The organism is Streptomyces sp. NPDC015131 (assembly GCF_043079975.1).
GTDB lineage: Bacteria > Actinomycetota > Actinomycetes > Streptomycetales > Streptomycetaceae > Streptomyces.
The window spans coordinates 276,509-294,252 of record NZ_JBIBVB010000007.1 but is presented as its reverse complement, the minus strand read 5'-3'; the positions used below and the strand labels follow the sequence as shown (position 1 = coordinate 294,252).

Here is a 17,744-nt window from a genome sequence, read left to right as displayed (position 1 = left end):
GAACCCCCTGCACTCCTGGTGGAGTGGCCGAGAGGCGAGGCAACGGCCTGCAAAGCCGTCTACACGGGTTCAAATCCCGTCTCCACCTCCAAGGACGATTAGCTCAGCGGGAGAGCGCTTCCCTGACACGGAAGAGGTCACTGGTTCAATCCCAGTATCGTCCACTGGATCTTCGGATCCCCCGCGCGATTAGCTCAGCGGGAGAGCGCTTCCCTGACACGGAAGAGGTCACTGGTTCAATCCCAGTATCGCGCACGCAGTGCTCACGATCTTCGGATCGTGGCCCCGAGGACGATTAGCTCAGCGGGAGAGCGCTTCCCTGACACGGAAGAGGTCACTGGTTCAATCCCAGTATCGTCCACACCACCGAAGCCCCGGCCGCCTCACGCGGCCGGGGCTCCGTCGTTGTCCCAGAAGCCCGGGGGGCCCCGGGAGCCTCCCGGAGCCCCCGGGGCTTCAGGAGGAGAAGAGCATCCGCCCGAAGCCGCGGTGGTGACCGTGATGGCCGTGCCCCCCGTGGTGCGGGGCGCCCCACGCCGGGGCGTGCGGGGCGGGCGCGGCCGGGTAGCCGCCCGGGGCCGGCGGGGCGGGCGGAGCCTGCTGCACCCACTGGGACTCCAGACGGGTCAGGGACTCCAGCTCGCCGTAGTCGAGGAAGATCCCCCGGCAGCCGCTGCACTGCTCGATCTGGACGCCATTGCGGTTGTAGGTGTGCATGGGCGCATGGCACTTGGGACACTGCATGCTCGGCTCAACTCCTCGCCATTCGGGTGGTGTCCTCACCCTACGACGGGTCCGGCACGCCCAACTGGCCCGGGAGTGTCGCAATTCGGGCACAAGCGTCGACGACCCGGCGTTCCGAGTCGTCCAACTCCCGCCGGGCGGCGGCGCTCTTGGCGACCGCCAGCGCGGCCGTCTGCACGGTCAGGGCCCGTGCGGGCACATCGAGCCGGGGCCATGGGTCCCCCTCGGCCGGTACGGCCGTCCCGCCCGCCGCCCGGTAGGCGCCGAGGAACCGCTCCCACGCCTCCGGCGCCAGCAGCCCGGCCGCGTACCAGGCGGCGGGCCGGGCCAGGTCCCAGGCCGGGTCGCCGGTGCCGAGGTCGTCCACGTCGATCAGCAGCCACGGCCCGGTGCCGGCGGGGTGGCGGACGAGCTGGCCCAGGTGGAAGTCGCCGTGGCAGAGCGCGGCACCCGGGTCCGGGCCCTCGCCCCGCGCCCAGGCCGGCAGGCCCGCCCAGGCGGCCAGCACCGGGCGGGCCGCGGGGTGCCGCCCGGCCGCCGCCCGCAGGCGCGTCACCGCCCGCGCCGCCTTGGCCGGGCCGCGCATGGGCGGCAGCGGCGCGGGCAGCCCGGCGGGCGGTACGCGGTGGAGGCGGGCGAGCAGGGCCGCGGCGTCCTCCCAGGGGGCGGCGTCCGGTGCGTCCGGGTCGACGGGGCTGCCGTGGGGCCAGACGCTCACCGGGCGGCCGGCCAGCGCGGGCGGGGCCGCGGGCAGCGGGAGCGGCGGCAGCAGGATGCCGGCGAGCTCCGGGTGGGCGGCGACGGCGAGGCGGACGCGGTGCGGGGCGGTCTCGGTGTCCGGGGCGTGCGCCTTGGCGACGGCCACGCCGTGGCGGACCACCGTGCCGTCGGGCCGGTCCGCGAGGACCCCTCCGCCGGTCCCGGCCACCCCGGCACCGCAGGCCCGGCAGGCCCCGCCGGGCGCGAAGAGGTGCGCGGCGCCCACGGCGACCGCGTCGAGCGCCGCGAGGAGCGGCTCGGTCTGCTGCTGCACGCCCCGACCCTACGCGGGCACCCGCGAACGTCACCCCCTGGCCGGGGCCGCGCGTGAAAAAGCGGTGGCCGGCAGCTCCCCAGCTGCCGGCCACCGCTGCCGTCCGCCGCACCCCCGTCCCCACGGGGCTATGGGCCGGATGTCCCCGGCCCGGGCCGCTCTCCCGGGCCCGGGGCGCCGCTCAGCGCCCCAGCATCACGCCCACGGACGACGCCTGAGTGACCACCGCGTCCCAGCCGCCGAAGGCGACCACCAACAGGGCGGCCAGCGGGAGCACCATGGCGGTCGCCACCAGCGGGTGGCGGCGGCCGGCCGGGCGGGTGCCGAACGAGGCGTACGCCTTCTGTCCCCGCGTGCGGATCATCGTCCGCGTTGCCGTGTCCGCCATGGCCCTCTCCCGTCATGTCCAGCAGCGGCGGGCGTCCAACCTCGGGGGACGAGTGCTGTGCCCGCCGCTTGACTTCCACAGTAGGGAACGGGCGGGCCCGGGACGTCATGCCCGCGTACCCTTTCGCGGGCCTCCCGGAGGATGAGCCGCCACCGGCCGTCGTACTCCCCTGGGTGGAGACGCTCCGCCGGGCGTCGGGGGCCTCCCGGAGGGGACGCCGGGGCGGGTGACGTCACTCACGTCCCTCCCGGCGCGGCGCCGCGGCGTTCCTCACGGGATGTCAACACCCGTGAGGTGCGCGGTTCTTGGCCGCGCGGGCGGGCGGGAGGGCCCGATCGGCACTGACAATCGATCGGCCCCCGAGGGCGCGGCCTATGAGCGCGCCGGGGCGCGGGTACGTAAGCTGTGCCACGTCAAACGGACACCGGTGCAGCGGGGTGGGGCCTCCCCACCATAGGTAGGGGACGGACATGGCGATGATGCGGCTCCGGCGCGAGGACCCGCGTGTCGTCGGCTCCTTCCGCCTCCACCGGCGGCTCGGCGCGGGCGGCATGGGGGTCGTGTACCTCGGGTCCGACCGGCGCGGGCAGCGGGTGGCGCTGAAGGTGATCCGGCCCGACCTCGCCGAGGACCAGGAGTTCCGGTCGCGCTTCGCGCGCGAGGTGTCGGCCGCGCGGCGGATCCGCGGCGGGTGCACGGCCCGGCTGGTGGCGGCCGATCTGGAGGCCGACCGGCCCTGGTTCGCCACGCAGTACGTGCCCGGCCCCTCGCTGCACGACAAGGTCGCCGAGGAGGGCCCCCTGGTGGCCGCCGACGTGGCGGCCATCGGCGCGGCGCTCTCGGAGGGGCTGGTGGCGGTCCACGAGGCCGGGGTGGTGCACCGGGACCTGAAGCCGTCGAACATCCTGCTCTCCCCCAAGGGCCCGCGCATCATCGACTTCGGCATCGCCTGGGCGACCGGCGCCTCCACGCTCACCCATGTGGGCACGGCGGTCGGCTCGCCCGGCTTCCTCGCGCCCGAGCAGGTGCGGGGCGCGGCGGTGACCCCGGCGACGGACGTGTTCGCGCTCGGGGCGACGCTGGCGTACGCCGCGATGGCGGACTCGCCCTTCGGGCACGGCAGTTCCGAGGTGATGCTGTACCGCGTGGTGCACGAGGAGCCGCACCTGGCGGGCGTGCCGGACGCGCTGGCGCCGCTGGTGCGGGCCTGTCTGGCGAAGGACCCGGAGGAACGTCCCAGCACGCTGCAACTGTCCATGCGGCTGAAGGAGATCGCCGCCCGGGAGGCGCAGGGCCTGTCGGAGGTCCGCCCGCCCGCCCCGCGCCCGGCCGGACGGCCCGTCGACGACCGCCCCACCGGCCGCCTGACCGAGCGTTACACGGAGCGGAGCACCCAGGGCCGCGGCCCCCGCACACCGGCGCCGGGCGCGCGGGGCGCCGCGCAGGCCCCGCGGGCCTCCTCGCCGCGCAACCCCTCCCGCACGGGCGGCGGCCGTACGGCGTCGAGGCCGGGCACCCGGACGGGCACCGGCACCGGGCGCCGCCCGGCGAACCCCCGGCTGCTGCGGCAGCGGATCTTCGTGTTCGTAGTGGTGACGCTGATCGTCCTGCTGGGCATCGCGGGCGCGCAGGGCCTCACGGGCTGATCCGGCTCTCCGGGCGGGCCCTTGGCTCAGCTCTCCGGGCGGACCCCTGGCTCAGCTCTCCGGGCGGCCCGTGGCGACCGCGTAGAAGGCGACCGCCGCCGCCGCGCCCACGTTGAGCGAGTCGACGCCGTGCGCCATGGGGATGCGCACCCGGGTGTCGGCCGCCGCGAGTGCCCTGGCAGTGAGGCCGTCGCCCTCCGCGCCCAGCATCAGGGCGACCCGGTCGAGGCGGTGCGGGGCCGCCTCGTCGATGCTGACGGCCCGCTCGTCGGGCGTGAGGGCGAGGACCCGGAAGCCCGCCTCCCGTACCGTGTCCAGGCCCCGGGGCCAGGCGTCGAGACGCGCGTACGGGACGGAGAAGACGGCGCCCATCGACACCTTCACCGACCGGCGGTAGAGCGGGTCGGCGCAGTCCGGGGAGAGCAGCACGGCGTCCATGCCGAGCGCGGCGGCGCTGCGGAAGATGGCGCCGATGTTGGTGTGGTCGTTGACGCCCTCCATCACGGCCACCCGGCGTGCGGTGCTGAGGAGTTCGCCCGCCGGGGGCAGCGGCTTGCGCGCCATCGACGCGAGGGCGCCGCGGTGCACGTGGTAGCCGGTGACGCGCTCGGCCAGCTCCGGCGTGACGACGTACACGGGCGCCGGGGCCTCGTCGATGACGTCCCGCATGGTGTCGACCCACTTGGCCGACAGCAGCATCGAGCGCATCCCGTACCCGGCCTGGGCGGCCCGGCGGATGACCTTCTCGCCCTCGGCGATGAACAGGCCCTCGGCCGGCTCGCGCCTGCGCCGCAGCTCCACGTCGGTCAGGCCGGTGTAGTCGCGCAGGCGCGGGTCGTCGGGGTCGTCGATGGTGAGGAGATCGGCCACGGGTTTGCTGCCTTGTCCGGTGCGGGTGAACGGGGTCGCTCACGGGGTGGGCTGGTGGGGGCCCTCGGTCTAGTGGGGTCCGTCGGTCTAGTGGGGTCCGTCGGCCCGGTGGGGTCCGGCGGTCTTGTCGGGGCCGGCGGTCTTATGGGGGGCGCCGGTCTGGTCGGGGCCGTCCGTCTTCCGGGGGCCCTCGGTGACGACCGCTCCGACGACGATGACCGCGGGCGGCCGGACGTCCTGCGTCCGTACGCGCTCCGCCACCGTCGCCAGCGTCGCGTCCACCCGGCGCTGGGCGGCGGTCGTGCCCTCCTGGATCAGGGCGAGCGGGGTGTCCGGGGCCTTGCCGTGCGCCATCAGCACCTCGGCGATCGCGCCGATCTTGTCGACGCCCATCAGGACGACGAGGGTGCCGGTCAGCCGGGCCAGCGCGGGCCAGTCGACGAGCGAGCGCGGGTCCTCGGGGGCGACGTGACCGCTGACCACGGTGAACTCATGGGCCACCCCGCGGTGGGTGACCGGGATCCCGGCCGCGCCGGGCACGCTGATGGAGCTGGAGATGCCCGGCACGACCGTGCAGGCGATACCCGCCTCGGCCAGCGCCTGCGCCTCCTCCATGCCCCGGCCGAAGACGAACGGGTCACCGCCCTTGAGGCGGACCACGGACTTCCCGGCCTTCGCGTGCTCGATCAGCGCGTTGTTGATGGCCTCCTGGGCCATGAAGCGGCCGTAGGGGATCTTCGCCGCGTCGATGACCTCGACGTACGGCGGCAGCTCGTCCAGCAGGTCGCGGGGGCCGAGGCGGTCCGCGATGACCACGTCCGCCTCCGCCAGCAGCCGGCGCCCGCGCACCGTGATCAGGTCGGGGTCGCCGGGGCCGCCGCCGACCAGGGCGACGAACGGGGTGCGGGAGCGGCGGTGGCGGGCGGCGAGCGAACCGTCGCGCAGCCCCTCCACGACGGCGTCCCGCACGGCCGCCGACCGGCGCGGGTCCTGGCCGGTCAGCACGGCGACCGTGACGCCCTCGCTGCGGCCGGTCGCCGGGGTCCAGGCGGTGGCGGCCCGGGCGTCGTCGGACCGCACGCACCAGGTGCGGGTGCGCTCCGCCTCGGCGGACGCGCGGGCTGCGGCCTCCGGGTCGGAGACGGCGACCAGGGCGTACCAGGCGTCGGCCAGGTCACCCTCCTCGTACCGCCGCCGGACCCAGGTGATCTCGCCGGCCTCGGCCATCGCCTCGACGGACGGGGTCGCGGCCGGGGAGACCAGGGTGATGTCGGCGCCGGCCGCGATGAGGGCGGGGAGGCGGCGCTGGGCGACCTGGCCGCCGCCGATCACGACGACGCGGCGCCCGGACAGGCGCAGACCGACGGGGTAGGCGGGGTGCTCGGCGTTCTCGGCCATGGCGGTGCGGCTCCTCGGCGGGGCGGTGGTGCGGTGTGCGGAGCCGCTGCGACGCTGGAGCGACTGGTGGGACGGTACGCACGGAGGCGGGGGCGCTGCCGACCACGATACGGTGCGCCGCCGCGCGGGCGCCGGGGCGGCGGTGGGCTCCGGCCCCGGTGGGAGGGGGTGCGGGGCCGTTCGTACGGCTCCGAAGAGGTGCGACGGCCCGGGTGGGCGAGGCGCGGGGGGCCGGTGCCCGGCGGTGGGCTCCGGCCCCGGTGGGGAGCGCGGCGCGGGGGGTTCGGTGGGCGGGGCGCGGGGGCCCGGCCCCCGCGCCCCGGGCCTACTTCTCGGTGACGCCCGCCGAGTCGAAGGTCGCCACCTCGTGCATCGCGCGCGCCGCGCTCTGGATCACCGGCAGGGCGAGCAGCGCCCCGGTGCCCTCGCCCAGGCGGAGGTCCAGGTCCACCAGGGGGCGCAGGCCCAGCTTGTTGAGCGCCGCCACATGGCCCGGCTCGGCGCTGCGGTGGCCCGCGATGCAGGCCGCCAGCGCCTCGGGGGCGATGGCCCGGGCGATCAGGGCGGCGGCCCCGGCGCTCACGCCGTCCAGGACGAGCGGGGTGCGCAGCGACGCGCCACCCAGGATGAGGCCGACGAGCGCCGCGTGCTCCAGGCCGCCGACGGCCGCGAGGACGCCGATCGGGTCGGCCGGGTCCGGGTGGTGGAGGTCCAGGGCGCGCCGGACGACGTCCACCTTGCGGGCGTGCATCTCGTCGTTGATGCCGGTGCCCCGGCCGGTGACCTCCGCCGGGTCGGCGTCGGTGTAGACGGCGATCAGCGCGGCGGACGAGGTGGTGTTGGCGATGCCCATCTCACCGGTGAGCAGTGCCTTGTTGCCGGCCGCGACCAGGTCGCGGGCGGTCTCGATGCCCACCTCGATCGCCGCGAGCACCTCGTCGCGGCCGAGGGCCGGTCCGGTGGTGAAGTCGGCGGTGCCCGGGCGGACCTTGCGCGGCAGCAGGCCGGGGGTGGCCGGGAGGTCGCCGGCGACCCCGACGTCGATGACGCAGACCTCGGCGCCCACCTGGTTGGCGAACGCGTTGCAGACGGCGCCGCCGCCCAGGAAGTTGGCCACCATCTGGGCCGTGACCTCCTGCGGCCAGGCGGTGACGCCCTGGGCGTGCACCCCGTGGTCGCCGGCGAAGATCGCGACGGCCGCGGGCTCCGGGATGGGCGGCGGGCACATCCGGGACAGCCCGGACAGCTGGGCGGAGATGATCTCCAGCATGCCGAGCGCGCCGGCCGGCTTGGTCATCCGCTTCTGCCGCTCCCACGCCTCGCCGAGCGCCTTGGCGTCCAGCGGGCGGATGTTGGCGACGGTCTCCTGGAGCAGGTCGTGCGGCTCCTCGCCGGGCAGGGCGCGGCGGCCGTACGTCTCCTCGTGGACGACCCAGGACAGCGGGCGGCGCCGGGACCAGCCCGCCTGCATCAGCTCCGGCTCCTCGGGGAACTCGTCGACGTACCCCACGCAGAGGTACGCGACCACTTCGAGGTGCTCGGGCAGGCCGAGGGCGCGGACCATCTCGCGCTCGTCGAAGAAGCTGACCCAGCCGACGCCGAGGCCCTCGGCGCGGGCGGCGAGCCACAGGTTCTCGACGGCGAGCGCGGAGGAGTACGGCGCCATCTGCGGCTGGGTGTGCAGGCCCAGCGTGTGGCGTCCGCCCCGGGTGGGGTCGGCGGTGACGACGATGTTGACCGGGGTGTCGAGGATGGCCTCGATGCGCAGTTCCTTGAACTGCTTGGCCCGGCCCTTGGGCAGCGACTTGGCGTACGCGTCGCGCTGGCGCTGGGCCAGCTCGTGCATCGTCCGGCGCGTCTCGGCGGAGCGGATGACGACGAAGTCCCACGGCTGCGCGTGCCCGACGGACGGCGCGGTGTGCGCCGCTTCCAGGACGCGGAGGAGCACCTCGTGCGGGATCGGGTCGCTGCGGAAGCCGTTGCGGATGTCGCGGCGCTCGCGCATGACGCGCAGCACGGCCTCGCGCTCGACGTCGTCGTAGCCGGGCGCGGGCGCGGCGGGGGTGGCGGGGGCCGCGGGCTCCTCGCCGGGTGCCGGCGCCTCGGGGGCGCTCGTGTCCCCGGCGGGGACGGCGTCGGGAGCGGCGTCGGGGGCGTGCGGGGCGGGGGCCTCGGTGCCTTCGGGTTCCGGTGCGGCGTCGGCGGCCGGGGGCTGCTCGGGGGCGGCGTCGGCCCCGGGGGCGGGTTCGGGTGCGGCGTCGGCTTCGGGGGCGGGTTCGGGTGCGGCTTCCGTCGGCTCCGGCGCCTCGGGCCGCTCCTCGGGTACGCGTACGGGCTCGGCCGGTACGAGCTCCGGGGCGGGTTCGGGCTGTACGGGGTCCGGCTCGGGCTCCGGCTGTACGGGTTCCGGCGCGGCGGCCTCCGCGACCGGCGCCTCGGGGGCGACGGGCTCGGCGACCGGCTCCGGCTCGGGCTGCTCGGAGGGCTCGGGCTGCTCGGGCAGCGGCTCGGCGGCGGCCTCGACCGGCTGCGGGGCCAGGTCGGGGGCGGCCGAGGGGGCGCCTCCGTCACGCGGGGCGGGGACGGTCACGACGGCGACGTCCGGCTCGGGCTCGGGCGCGGCGGCGACCGGCTCCGGGGCGGTCGGCTCCGGGGCGGGCTCGGGCGCGGCCGGGGGCGGCGTCGGGGCGAGGTGCGGCGCGGTCGGGACAGTGCCCTCGACCGGGACGAACTGCCCGGACGGCGCGGCGACCGGCTCCGGAACGACCGTTTCTGCTGGGGCGGGGAAAGGCGTCTGGGACGGCTGTGGCTGCGGGGACCACGGCTCGGCGCTCTGCGGCGGAAGCTCCCCGAACTGCGGTGCGGGCAGCGCGGACGCGGGGTCCTCGCGGGGTACGTCCAGGTACTCCAGGCCGCCCGAGGTGGCGGGGCCGGGGGTCATCGGCCCGGGCGTCGCGGGGCCCCGGTCGGCGAGCGACCGCACGACGCCGCCCGAGGTGTCCGGGACCGGCGGGCCCATGTGCAGCGGACGCCGCGCGGGCGCGGGCGCCGGGACGGGCTCCGGTACAGCGGCCGGGGCAGGGGCGGGCTCAGGCTCGGGCTCGGGCTCCGCGACAGGGGCAGCGGCCGGGGCCGGGGCCGGGGCCGGGGCGGGCGCGGGCGCGGCGGCGGGCTCCGGGGCCGGAACCGGCTCCCCGGCCTCCACCGGCGCCGCGGGCGCGGGCTCCGGCAGCGAGGGCTCGGGCATCCGTACGCCGGTCAGGTCGACCGAACCGGAGTCCCGGCCACCGGCCTCGTGCGCGCCCGCCTCGTGCGGCGCGGGCTCGTGGGCGGCGGGCTCGTACAGGGGCGCGGCCTGCACGGGCGCGACCTGCTCCGGCGCGACCTGCTCCGGGAGGGGCTGCTCCTGCGCGGCCGGCTGGTGGGCGACGGACGGGTCGTACGCGGCGGGCGGCTCCGGGGCGACGGGCGGCACGGGCTCGTACCCCGGCGCGAGGTGCTCGGGGGCGGCGTGCACAGGAGCGGCGTACGCGGGCGCGGCGTGCTCGGGGGCGGCCGGGGCGGCCACCGGCTCGTACAGGTGCTGCTGGGCCTGCTGCTCGGCGATGATCGCGGCGCCCACCGGGTCCACCGGGGCGGGGGCCGCCGGGGGCACCGCCAGGGGCGCGGGCGCCGGGGCGGCACCGGGGAGCGGCTCGCCCCAGGCTCCCTGCGAGCCGGGCATCAGCAGGAGGTCGTCGTCCTCGGGGGCGCTCTCGGAGGGGTCCAGGAAGATGTAGGTGCCCGGAGCGGGGATGCCCGGCTGCTCCACCATGCCTGCGTTCTCCGGCTGTCCCTCGCCCGGGACCTGGCCGGTGTCAGTCATGCGTACCCCTCGCCCATCGGTTGTGCTCCTTCAGACCGTCGCCCGTCTACAAGAACGAGCATGCGCGCCGCGCGGCACGAACGGCACGCGGACCTCACGTATTCTCGCGGCCTTCTGCCGCCGTGGCAGCGTGATCCGCCACCGTCGGCTGTGGACTGCGCCACGTCGCGCAACCCCCCGGTTGACGCCGTACCACAGCCGGGGTCCAAAGGGGTCCCCTTTTCCGGACATTGGCGAACCAAACGTCGGGGTCCCGGCCGTGTGACAACGATCGGCCAGCCTACCTGGCGTCCCGTAGTGACATGGTCACGGGGAGGCCGCGGGCCGGTGGCCGGACAGCAGGAAGACGACCGTGCGGTCGCGTTCCGTCCAGGCCCCGGGGTCGAGGTCGACGGACTGGAGGAGCGCGCACTCGACGGCGTACCCCCCGTCCGCCAGGGCGGCGCCGACGGCCTCCGCCTCGTCCCGGGTGGTGGCGTGCGCGACGATCCGCTCGGGGCGGCGGTCCGCGCAGGCGGTGACCACGGCCGCTCCCCCGCCGCCCACCCGGACGACGTCGGGCTCGGGCAGCCGCTCCAGGACGTGCGGGGCGCGTCCGGCGACGGTCTGGAGCTGGACGCCGTAGTGGCGCGCGGCGGCCTCGGTGCGGGCGCAGGCGGCGGGGTCCTCGTCGACCGCGATGACGGCCGCGCCGAAGCGGGCGGCCTCCACGGCGAGCGCCCCGGCTCCGCAGCCGATGTCCCAGACCAGGTCGCCGGTGCGCGGCCCGAGGCGGGCGAGCTGGGCGGCGCGCAGGCCCGCGGACTCGCCGGTGCGCAGGCCGTCCCCGTACGCGTGCGGGGGCAGGGCCCAGCCGCGTACGGCTCCGGGGTCGCGGCCGAGCAGCCAGCCGCCGCCCTGGGTGGCGGCGGCCCCGCCGATGACGATGACGACGTTGGGGTCGCGCCAGGTGTGGTCGGCGGCTTTGTCGGAGGTGAGGACGGTGACCTGCTCGCGCTCGGTGCCCAGTTCCTCGCAGATCACGAAGGTGCGGTGGACGCCGTCGAGGAGGAGGGCCAGTTCGGCGGGGCCGGCGCCCGGGGAGGTGAGGACGGCGACCTTGGGGTGGGCGCGGCAGACGTTGACGGCCCGGCGCAGCGTACGGCTGTGGGCGACGACGACCTGGGCGTCGTCCCACGGCATGCCGGCCCGGGCGAAGGCGGCGGCGACGGAGGAGACGGCGGGCACCACCTCGACCTCCAGGCCGTGCTGGGGTGCGCGCAGGGTGCGGACGACGCCGAAGAAGCCCGGGTCGCCGTCGGCGAGGACGACGGCGGTGCCGCGGTGGCCGGCGATGCGGCGGGCGGCGAGGTCGACGCTGCCGAGGCGGATGCGCTCGGCGGCGGGCGGGACCTCCGGGAGGGCCAGGTGGTGACCGGCCCCGGCCACCAGGGTGGCGGCCGAGAGGGCGGACCTGGCGGCGGCGGTGAGGGGCGAGCCGTCCCAGCCGATCACCGTGACCCGGTCGGCCATCTTGGTCTGTCTCCTGGGGTGTTGTGGAGGAAGGGTGGAGTGCTGGTGAGCGTACCGGGTGTCAGTTCCAGCCGGGGAACGAGGAGCGGCCGGCGCCGCCGGGAGCGCCCCGGAGACCGTCGGCGCCACCGAGGCCCCCGGGGCCTTCGAGGTCCTCGGGGAGCAGGCTCCAGACGATCAGGTCGGTGCGGATGTCGGTCCAGCCGCCGTCCTCGGTCCGGCTGCGCGCGATCCAGGCGTTGCGCAGGACGCCCTCGCTGATGCAGCCGATCTTCTGGGCGACCTGCTGGGAGGCGGTGTTGTCGGCGGCGGTGCGCAACTCCAGGCGCTCGAACCGGCGGTCCTGGAAGAGCCACTGGGCGACGGCGAGGACGGACTCGGTGGCGTAGCCCTCGCCGCGGGCCCAGGGCGCGGTGATGTAGGCGGCTTCGGTGGCGCGGGTGCGCCAGTCGGTGTTGCGGAGGTGGACGGTGCCGACGAGGCGCTGGGTGAGGAACTCGGTGACGGCGAGGACGACTCCGCGCCCTTCGGTGCGTTCCGCGGGAGCGATTCTGCGCACCCAGTCCTCGGCGTGGGCCGTGGTGTACGGGTGGGGGGCGGAGGTCCAGGCGACGACCGTCTCGTCGTTCATCATCTCGGTGTGGGCGGGGATGTCCGCGTCCTCGTAGGGGCGCAGCACCAACCGTTCCGTGCTGATGGAGATGTCCGGAAAGGTGGTAGTCATGCGCAGCTCCATGCCGAAGACCGTCCGTTGAGGCCGTGAACGCACAGCATGCAGCATGCAGCCGGTTGTGCGCATGGCCGGGTCGGTACGGATTCGTCGATACGGACACGTCGACTCGCCGGCTCGTCGGCGTACACGCGGGCCGGTACGGCGGAGACCCCGCGCACCGTACGGGGTGCGCGGGGCCTGGTACCGGAGGGCGGCGTTACTTGGCCGCGCCGAAGGCGGGGACGATGGAGCCGTCCTTGTAGGTGTCCTCGATGTACTTCTTCACCTCGGGCGAGTTGAGGAGCGTGGCGAGCTTCTGCACGCGCGCGTCCTTCTCGTTGCCCTCCTTGACGGCGAGGAAGTTGGCGTACGGGTTGCCCTCGGCCTTCTCCAGCGCCAGGGCGTCCTTGGTGGGGCTGAGCTTGGCCTCGATGGCGTAGTTGCCGTTGATGACGGCGGCGTCGACGTCGTTCAGGGCGCGGGGCACGGTGGCGGCCTCCAGCTCCTTGAACTCCAGGCCCTTCTTGTCGGTGATGTCGGACAGCTTGCCGCCCGCGCCGACACCAGCCTTGAGGGTGATGAGGCCGTTGTCGGCGAGCAGCTTGAGGGCCCGGCCGCCGTTGGTGGTGTCGTTCGGGACGGCGACGGTCTGGCCGGCCTTGAGGTCCTTGATGTCCTTCAGCTTCTTGGAGTAGAGGCCGAGGGGCTCCAGGTGGACGTTGACCACCGGGACGATGGTGGTCTTGTTCTTCTTGTTGAAGTCGTCCAGGTACGGCTTGTGCTGGAAGTAGTTGGCGTCGACCTGGCCCTGCTGGGTGGCGGTGTTCGGCAGGACGTAGTCCGTGAACTCCTTGACCTCCAGCTTGAGGCCGGCCTTCTCGGCCAGGTTGTCCTTGACGTAGTTGAGGATGTCGGCGTGCGGCGTCGGGGACGCGGCGACGACGAGCGGCTTGGACGCGTCGGCCTTGCCGGAGCCGCCCTTGGAGGACGCCGGGTCGGAGGCCGTGCCGCAGGCGGTGAGGCCGAGGGCGAGGGCGGTCACGGCGGCGAAGGCGCCGGTGAGCCGGACATTGTTGCGGACGGTGCCGGTGTTGCGGGCGGCGCCGGTGTGGCGAAGGTTCTTACGCACGAAAAGTGCCTCTTTCTGGTGGTGCGGACTACGCCCGGACAAGGAGTGCGGGCTGTTCTGGGGGGTTTCAGGAGGCGGTGCGGCCCCGGCGGGCGAGCAGGCGTACCGCGAGGTCGCCGAGGAGCTGGACGACCGTGACGATCACGATCAGCAGCACCACCGTGATGAGCATGAAGTTGGTCTCGAACCGCTGGTAGCCGTAGGTGATCACCTTGGAGCCGAGGCCCTCGCCGCCGACCGCGCCGGCCAGCGCCGAGTAGCTGATCAGCGTGATCACGGTGGTGGTGAGCGCGGCGATCAGGGACGGCAGGGCCTGCGGGAGGAGCACCTTGCCCACGATCGTCGGGATGCCGCCGCCCATGGACTGCACGGCCTCGACGAGTCCGTGGTCCACCTCGCGGACCGCGGTCTCGACCAGGCGCGCGAAGAACGGGATGGCGCCGATCGAGAGCGGCACGATCATCGCCGTCGGCCCGATGAAGGTGCCGACCACGAAGGTGGTGACGGGGATCAGGGCGACCAGCAGGATGATGAAGGGCAGCGAGCGGCCGACGTTGACGATCGCGCCGATGACCTTGTTGACCGGCCGGTTCTGGAGGAGTCCGCCCTTGTCGGTGAGGACGAGGAGGACGCCCAGCGGCAGGCCGCCGACGACGGTGACGACGGTGGACCACAGCACCATGTAGAGCGTGTCGATGGTGCCCTGCTCCAGCAGGGGCCGCATCTCTTCCCAGGTCACTTCGCGACCTCCTTGACCGGGCCGCCCTGCGCGGGCCGCTGCGTTTCCTCGGGGGTGGCCGCGGCGCCGGTCGCCCCGGCGCCGACGACCTCGACCTGCAGGCCCTGCTCGCGCAGGAAGCCGACGGGGACGACGTTCTCCTCGTACCGGCCGGGCAGCTCGATGCGCATGCGGCCGATCTGCCGTCCGCCGACGGTGTCCATGGCGGCGCCGAGGATCGAGATGTCGATGTTGTACGTGCGGGAGAGCTGGGAGATCACCGGCTGGGTGGCGGCCTCGCCGTGGAAGGTGACGTCGACGACCGTGCGGTCGTCGGCGGAGGCGTCGCCGGTCACCGGGAACAGCTCGTGGGCGAGTTCGGAGCCCGGGGTGGCGAGCAGTTCGGCGACGGTGCCGGACTCGATGACGCGCCCCTTGCGCATCAGGGCGGCCGAGTCGCAGATCTGCTTGACGACGTCCATCTCGTGCGTAATGAGCAGGACGGTCAGGCCGAGCTGCCGGTTGAGGTCGCGCAGGAGCTGGAGGATGGAGCGGGTGGTCTCCGGGTCGAGCGCGCTGGTGGCCTCGTCGGAGAGCAGCACCTTCGGGTTGCCGGCGAGCGCCCGGGCGATGCCGACGCGCTGCTTCTGGCCGCCGGAGAGCTGGCCGGGGTACGCCTTGGCCTTGTCGGCGAGGCCGACCAGGTCGAGGAGTTCCAGGGCGCGGCGGGAGCGTTCGGCGCCGGAGACGCCGAGGATCTCCAGGGGCAGCTCGATGTTGTCCTGGACGGTCCGCGAGGACAGCAGGTTGAAGTGCTGGAAGACCATCCCGATGCGGCTGCGCGCCCGGCGGAGGTCCTTCCCGGCGCGGCGGCCCCGTCCGGCGAGCGCGGTGAGGTCGGTGCCGTCGACCGTCACGGTGCCGGAGGTGGGGCGTTCCAGGAGGTTGACGCAGCGGATGAGCGAGGACTTGCCGGCGCCGCTCTGTCCGATGACGCCGAAGACCTCGCCCTCGCGGACGTGCAGGTCGACGCCGTCCAGAGCGGTGACCTGGCGGCCTCGCGACTCGTAGACCTTGGTCAGGCCCGTAGTGGTGATCACAGGGTTTCCGTCACTGTCGAGTGCGCGGCGCGGTGTCCGCCGGGCACGGGGCATTGATCGTTCCGACGTGCGGCACGGCGTTCGGCGGGTGGCCGGGGGCGGCGCGTGCGCGGGGCGGCCCGTTCCGTCCGGTCTCGTCCGGAACAGGGCATGGCTGTCGGGTCTCGCTTCGGGGCGCGAGGCTCAGGCGGGGGCCCTCAGAAGGCGCACATTCGACACATACAACGAGCACCGGGCGTCATCATCGCCTCGGTCGCAAGGGTGCGGCTGCTCGTCGTGGTCATGCGGGCCAGTAAAGCAGACCTCCCGAGTGCGCCCGGACGGCTGTCCGAATAGCGGACGTCATACGTACGCCATCCGGACGGGCCCGGGTGGTGCGCCCAGGGCCGCCGACTGCGCGCGCACCCCTTGTGGCCTGCGCGGACGCGGACGGTGGGCGGTGGCCGGGACGGGTGGGGGGAGGGGCGGCCGGGGCGGCCGCCATGGCGGGTGCTGTGGTCAAGACCACCATCGTCGCCGCGGGTGCCCGGCGCCGCCGGGGGCGGTCGCGCCGGGCCTTTTGGCCCGTAATAGTCTCGGGCGCATGCTTGTCGCCCTGACGGTCGCGGTCTCCGTGGCCGCGCTCGCCCTCGCCGCCTGGTGCGGCTTCGCCGCGTACCGGGACCAGCCGACGAAGGACTGGCACTTCATCGGCATGGCCGTGGTGACGGTACTGGCCCTGGCACAGCTGGTGGTCGGCATCGTGCAGCTGACCCGGGGCCAGGAGGCGGACGAGGGCACGGCGATCTTCCTGGCGTATCTGATCGGTGCGCTGTGCGCGGTCCCGGCCGCGGGCTTCATGTCGCTGGTGGAGCGCAGCCGGTGGGGCTCGGCGACCGTCGCCGCCGGCGCGGTGGTGCTGGCGGTGCTGGAGGTGCGCCTTCATGACATCTGGACGGCCTGACATGGCGGCGGAACGGTCCGGCGCGGCGGCGGGACGGCAGGGCGGCCCCTCGCGGGGGCGCGGCCTGGCCAAGGGTCCCGGGATGCTGCTGGTGTGGCTGTACGGGGTGATGTCGGTGGGCGCGGTGTCGCGGTCGGTGCTGCAGATCGCCACCGAGTTCGACCGGGCGCCGCTGGCGTACAGCCTCTCGGCGGCGGCGGCCCTGGTGTACGTGTTCATCACCTACACGCTGGTCAGGGGCGGCGAGACGGCCCGCAGGGCGGCGCTGGTGTGCTGCGCCGCCGAGCTGGTGGGCGTGCTGACCGTGGGGACGTGGACGCTGGCCGATCCGGGGGCGTTCCCCGACGCCACGGTCTGGTCCGACTACGGGTACGGCTACGTCTTCATCCCGGTGCTGCTGCCGGTGACCGGGATCTGGTGGCTGCGCAAGGCCCGGCGGCCCGCCCCGCAGGACGCCGCCGGGCAGCCGGGTTAGGCGGCCTTCTCCAGCGTGACGACCGTGAGCCGGGGGCCGATCTCGCTGGTGGCGACGGCTTCGTACCCCTTCTTGCGGTAGAGGCGCAGGCCGCTCTCGCTGCGGTGCCCGCTCAGCAGCTGGAAGCGCTTGGCGGCGGGCGTGCCGCCGGTGGCGAAGTGCCCCTCGATGGCGTCGAGGAGCCGCCCGCCCAGGCCGTGGCGGCGCAGACGCGGGTGGACGATGAGCTTGCCGATGGTGACGGTGCCGGAGTCGTCCAGCTCGCCCCGTACGGACGCGATGACCTCGTCGCCGAGCCGGGCCACCAGGGCGTGGCCCCGGTCCAGTTCGGCCCTGAGGTCGTCGAGCGTCTGGGTGAGGGGCTCGATGGCGTAGTCGCCGTACAGCTCGGCCTCGCTCTGGTAGCACAGGTACTGGAGCTTGAGGATCTGCTCGGCGTCCTGTGCTCCTGCCGCTGAGATGGTCACGCTCATGCCCATGAATGCATGCCTCCGGCTCGCCTGGTCCGCCCTGTGGGGTCTACCGCTCCCTTCCCCGATGGGCCGGAACGGCAACCTCTGCCGGGAGCATTCTGCGCAGGCATCCCAGGCAACGGGAACGCATCGGCCCCAAACTGCCTTGTGAGATACCCAACTCTCCTGCGATTTCCCGGTAGGTGGGGTCGCTCGGCGACAACATCGCAGTCAGCAGCCGGCGGCAGTGGACGGGGGTGCGGGCGACGGCGTTACGCAGGGCCCGGCGCCGCTCGGCGGCCAGCGCGGCGTGCTCGGGGCCGGTGTCGGACGCCGGGTCGTGGGCGTAGGGCCGTTCCCGTACGACGGCCCGGCGGGCGCGGCGGGCCTCGGCCCGGACGGCGCGGCGCAGCCAGTCGGCGGGGTGGCGGGGGACGCCGGGCCCGCCGTCGAGGCGCTCCAGGAGGCGGAGCCACACGGCCTGTTCGAGGTCGCCGGGGTCCAGGCCGGCGGCCGCGGCCTCCGCCTGCGACTCGGCGGCGAGCAGCGGGGTGAGGTCACCGAGCAGCTCGGACAGCCCACGGGCGGCGGGCGGGTGACCGGTGCCGGCGCGACCGGCGGGGGCATGGCCTGCGGGCTCGTGCGGGGCGGGCGGCTCGTCGGGCGTCGGAGCATCGTGCCTCGGGGCGTCGGGGATCGGCGTCGCGGGAGTCGCTTCCGGGGGTGTCATGCCGGTCTCGACACGGCGCCACCGGAGGG

Annotated in this window: 16 protein-coding genes and 4 tRNA genes; 7 read left to right on the top strand and 13 right to left on the bottom strand. The window is 74.9% G+C overall.

All coding sequences use genetic code 11. The features are described 5' to 3' along the window. Window positions 1–17 precede the first annotated feature (17 nt). The 4 genes from ACF08D_RS27000 (at window position 18) to ACF08D_RS26985 (ending at window position 361) form a co-directional block, all read left to right on the top strand. A tRNA-Cys gene (locus ACF08D_RS27000) sits at window positions 18–91 on the top strand. A 1-nt stretch (window position 92) separates the two neighbouring features. Next, window positions 93–164: transfer RNA gene (locus ACF08D_RS26995), tRNA-Val, on the top strand. 19 nt (window positions 165–183) lie between these two features. Then, window positions 184–255: transfer RNA gene (locus tag ACF08D_RS26990), tRNA-Val, on the top strand. Window positions 256–289: 34 nt separating this feature from the next. Continuing rightward, window positions 290–361, top strand: a tRNA-Val gene (locus tag ACF08D_RS26985). Window positions 362–456: 95 nt separating this feature from the next. On the opposite strand, the gene ACF08D_RS26980 is transcribed toward ACF08D_RS26985, so the two are convergent. From ACF08D_RS26980 to ACF08D_RS26970, 3 genes are all read right to left on the bottom strand, one after another. Then, window positions 457–744, bottom strand: coding sequence for a zf-TFIIB domain-containing protein (locus ACF08D_RS26980; protein WP_392226070.1), 288 nt, complete (start codon window positions 742–744; stop codon window positions 457–459). 40 nt (window positions 745–784) lie between these two features. Further along, entirely contained in the window at window positions 785–1,777 is a 993-nt protein-coding gene (locus ACF08D_RS26975) for a phosphotransferase family protein (protein WP_392226068.1), read from the bottom strand. Window positions 1,778–1,958: 181 nt separating this feature from the next. Continuing rightward, window positions 1,959–2,165 (bottom strand): hypothetical protein, encoded by a 207-nt coding sequence (locus ACF08D_RS26970; protein ID WP_392226066.1) that lies wholly within the window; start codon window positions 2,163–2,165, stop codon window positions 1,959–1,961. Window positions 2,166–2,635: 470 nt separating this feature from the next. Here ACF08D_RS26970 and ACF08D_RS26965 point away from each other — a divergent pair, with 470 nt between their 5' ends. Beyond that, entirely contained in the window at window positions 2,636–3,811 is a 1,176-nt protein-coding gene (locus tag ACF08D_RS26965) for a serine/threonine-protein kinase (RefSeq protein WP_392226064.1), read from the top strand. Window positions 3,812–3,862: 51 nt separating this feature from the next. On the opposite strand, the gene ACF08D_RS26960 is transcribed toward ACF08D_RS26965, so the two are convergent. The 8 genes from ACF08D_RS26960 to ACF08D_RS26925 form a co-directional block, all read right to left on the bottom strand. Continuing rightward, complete coding sequence (locus ACF08D_RS26960) at window positions 3,863–4,681, bottom strand: TrmH family RNA methyltransferase (RefSeq protein WP_392226062.1); 819 nt, start codon at window positions 4,679–4,681, stop codon at window positions 3,863–3,865. A gap of 87 nt (window positions 4,682–4,768) precedes the next feature. Then, the gene (gene cobA / locus ACF08D_RS26955; protein WP_392226060.1) at window positions 4,769–6,079 is read right to left on the bottom strand and encodes a uroporphyrinogen-III C-methyltransferase; all 1,311 of its coding nucleotides are present in this window, start codon (window positions 6,077–6,079) and stop codon (window positions 4,769–4,771) included. A gap of 325 nt (window positions 6,080–6,404) precedes the next feature. Next, window positions 6,405–9,944 (bottom strand): nicotinate-nucleotide--dimethylbenzimidazole phosphoribosyltransferase, encoded by a 3,540-nt coding sequence (gene cobT / locus ACF08D_RS26950; RefSeq protein WP_392226059.1) that lies wholly within the window; start codon window positions 9,942–9,944, stop codon window positions 6,405–6,407. Between the two features lie 306 nt (window positions 9,945–10,250). After that, on the bottom strand, window positions 10,251–11,456 hold the full coding sequence (gene cbiE, locus ACF08D_RS26945) for a precorrin-6y C5,15-methyltransferase (decarboxylating) subunit CbiE (protein ID WP_392226057.1): 1,206 nt from the start codon (window positions 11,454–11,456) through the stop codon (window positions 10,251–10,253). Window positions 11,457–11,517: 61 nt separating this feature from the next. Beyond that, window positions 11,518–12,180, bottom strand: a complete 663-nt coding sequence (locus ACF08D_RS26940) for a GNAT family N-acetyltransferase (RefSeq protein ID WP_392226056.1) — start codon at window positions 12,178–12,180, stop codon at window positions 11,518–11,520. Window positions 12,181–12,385: 205 nt separating this feature from the next. Next, window positions 12,386–13,210, bottom strand: coding sequence for a MetQ/NlpA family ABC transporter substrate-binding protein (locus tag ACF08D_RS26935; RefSeq protein ID WP_392226370.1), 825 nt, complete (start codon window positions 13,208–13,210; stop codon window positions 12,386–12,388). Window positions 13,211–13,364: 154 nt separating this feature from the next. Next, window positions 13,365–14,036, bottom strand: a complete 672-nt coding sequence (locus tag ACF08D_RS26930) for a methionine ABC transporter permease (protein ID WP_392226054.1) — start codon at window positions 14,034–14,036, stop codon at window positions 13,365–13,367. Continuing rightward, a complete protein-coding gene (locus tag ACF08D_RS26925) occupies window positions 14,033–15,115 on the bottom strand; it encodes a methionine ABC transporter ATP-binding protein (protein ID WP_392226052.1) in 1,083 nt (360 codons plus the stop codon). Before ACF08D_RS26925 ends, ACF08D_RS26930 begins: the two co-directional genes overlap by 4 nt. Before the next feature lie 583 nt (window positions 15,116–15,698). On the opposite strand from ACF08D_RS26925, the gene ACF08D_RS26920 reads away from it, so the two are divergent. Beyond that, a complete protein-coding gene (locus tag ACF08D_RS26920; RefSeq protein WP_392226050.1) occupies window positions 15,699–16,058 on the top strand; it encodes a hypothetical protein in 360 nt (119 codons plus the stop codon). Then, complete coding sequence (locus ACF08D_RS26915) at window positions 16,039–16,533, top strand: hypothetical protein (RefSeq protein ID WP_392226048.1); 495 nt, start codon at window positions 16,039–16,041, stop codon at window positions 16,531–16,533. Before ACF08D_RS26920 ends, ACF08D_RS26915 begins: the two co-directional genes overlap by 20 nt. Here ACF08D_RS26915 and ACF08D_RS26910 read toward each other — a convergent pair. Both ACF08D_RS26910 and ACF08D_RS26905 read right to left on the bottom strand, forming a co-directional pair. Further along, a complete protein-coding gene (locus ACF08D_RS26910; protein WP_392226046.1) occupies window positions 16,530–17,012 on the bottom strand; it encodes a GNAT family N-acetyltransferase in 483 nt (160 codons plus the stop codon). The two genes, ACF08D_RS26915 and ACF08D_RS26910, sit on opposite strands and share 4 nt — an antisense overlap. A 40-nt stretch (window positions 17,013–17,052) precedes the next feature. Next, window positions 17,053–17,562 carry a sigma-70 family RNA polymerase sigma factor gene (locus ACF08D_RS26905; RefSeq protein ID WP_392226368.1) on the bottom strand — a complete coding sequence of 170 codons (510 nt, stop codon included), beginning with the start codon at window positions 17,560–17,562 and terminating at the stop codon, window positions 17,053–17,055. Window positions 17,563–17,744 lie beyond the last annotated feature (182 nt).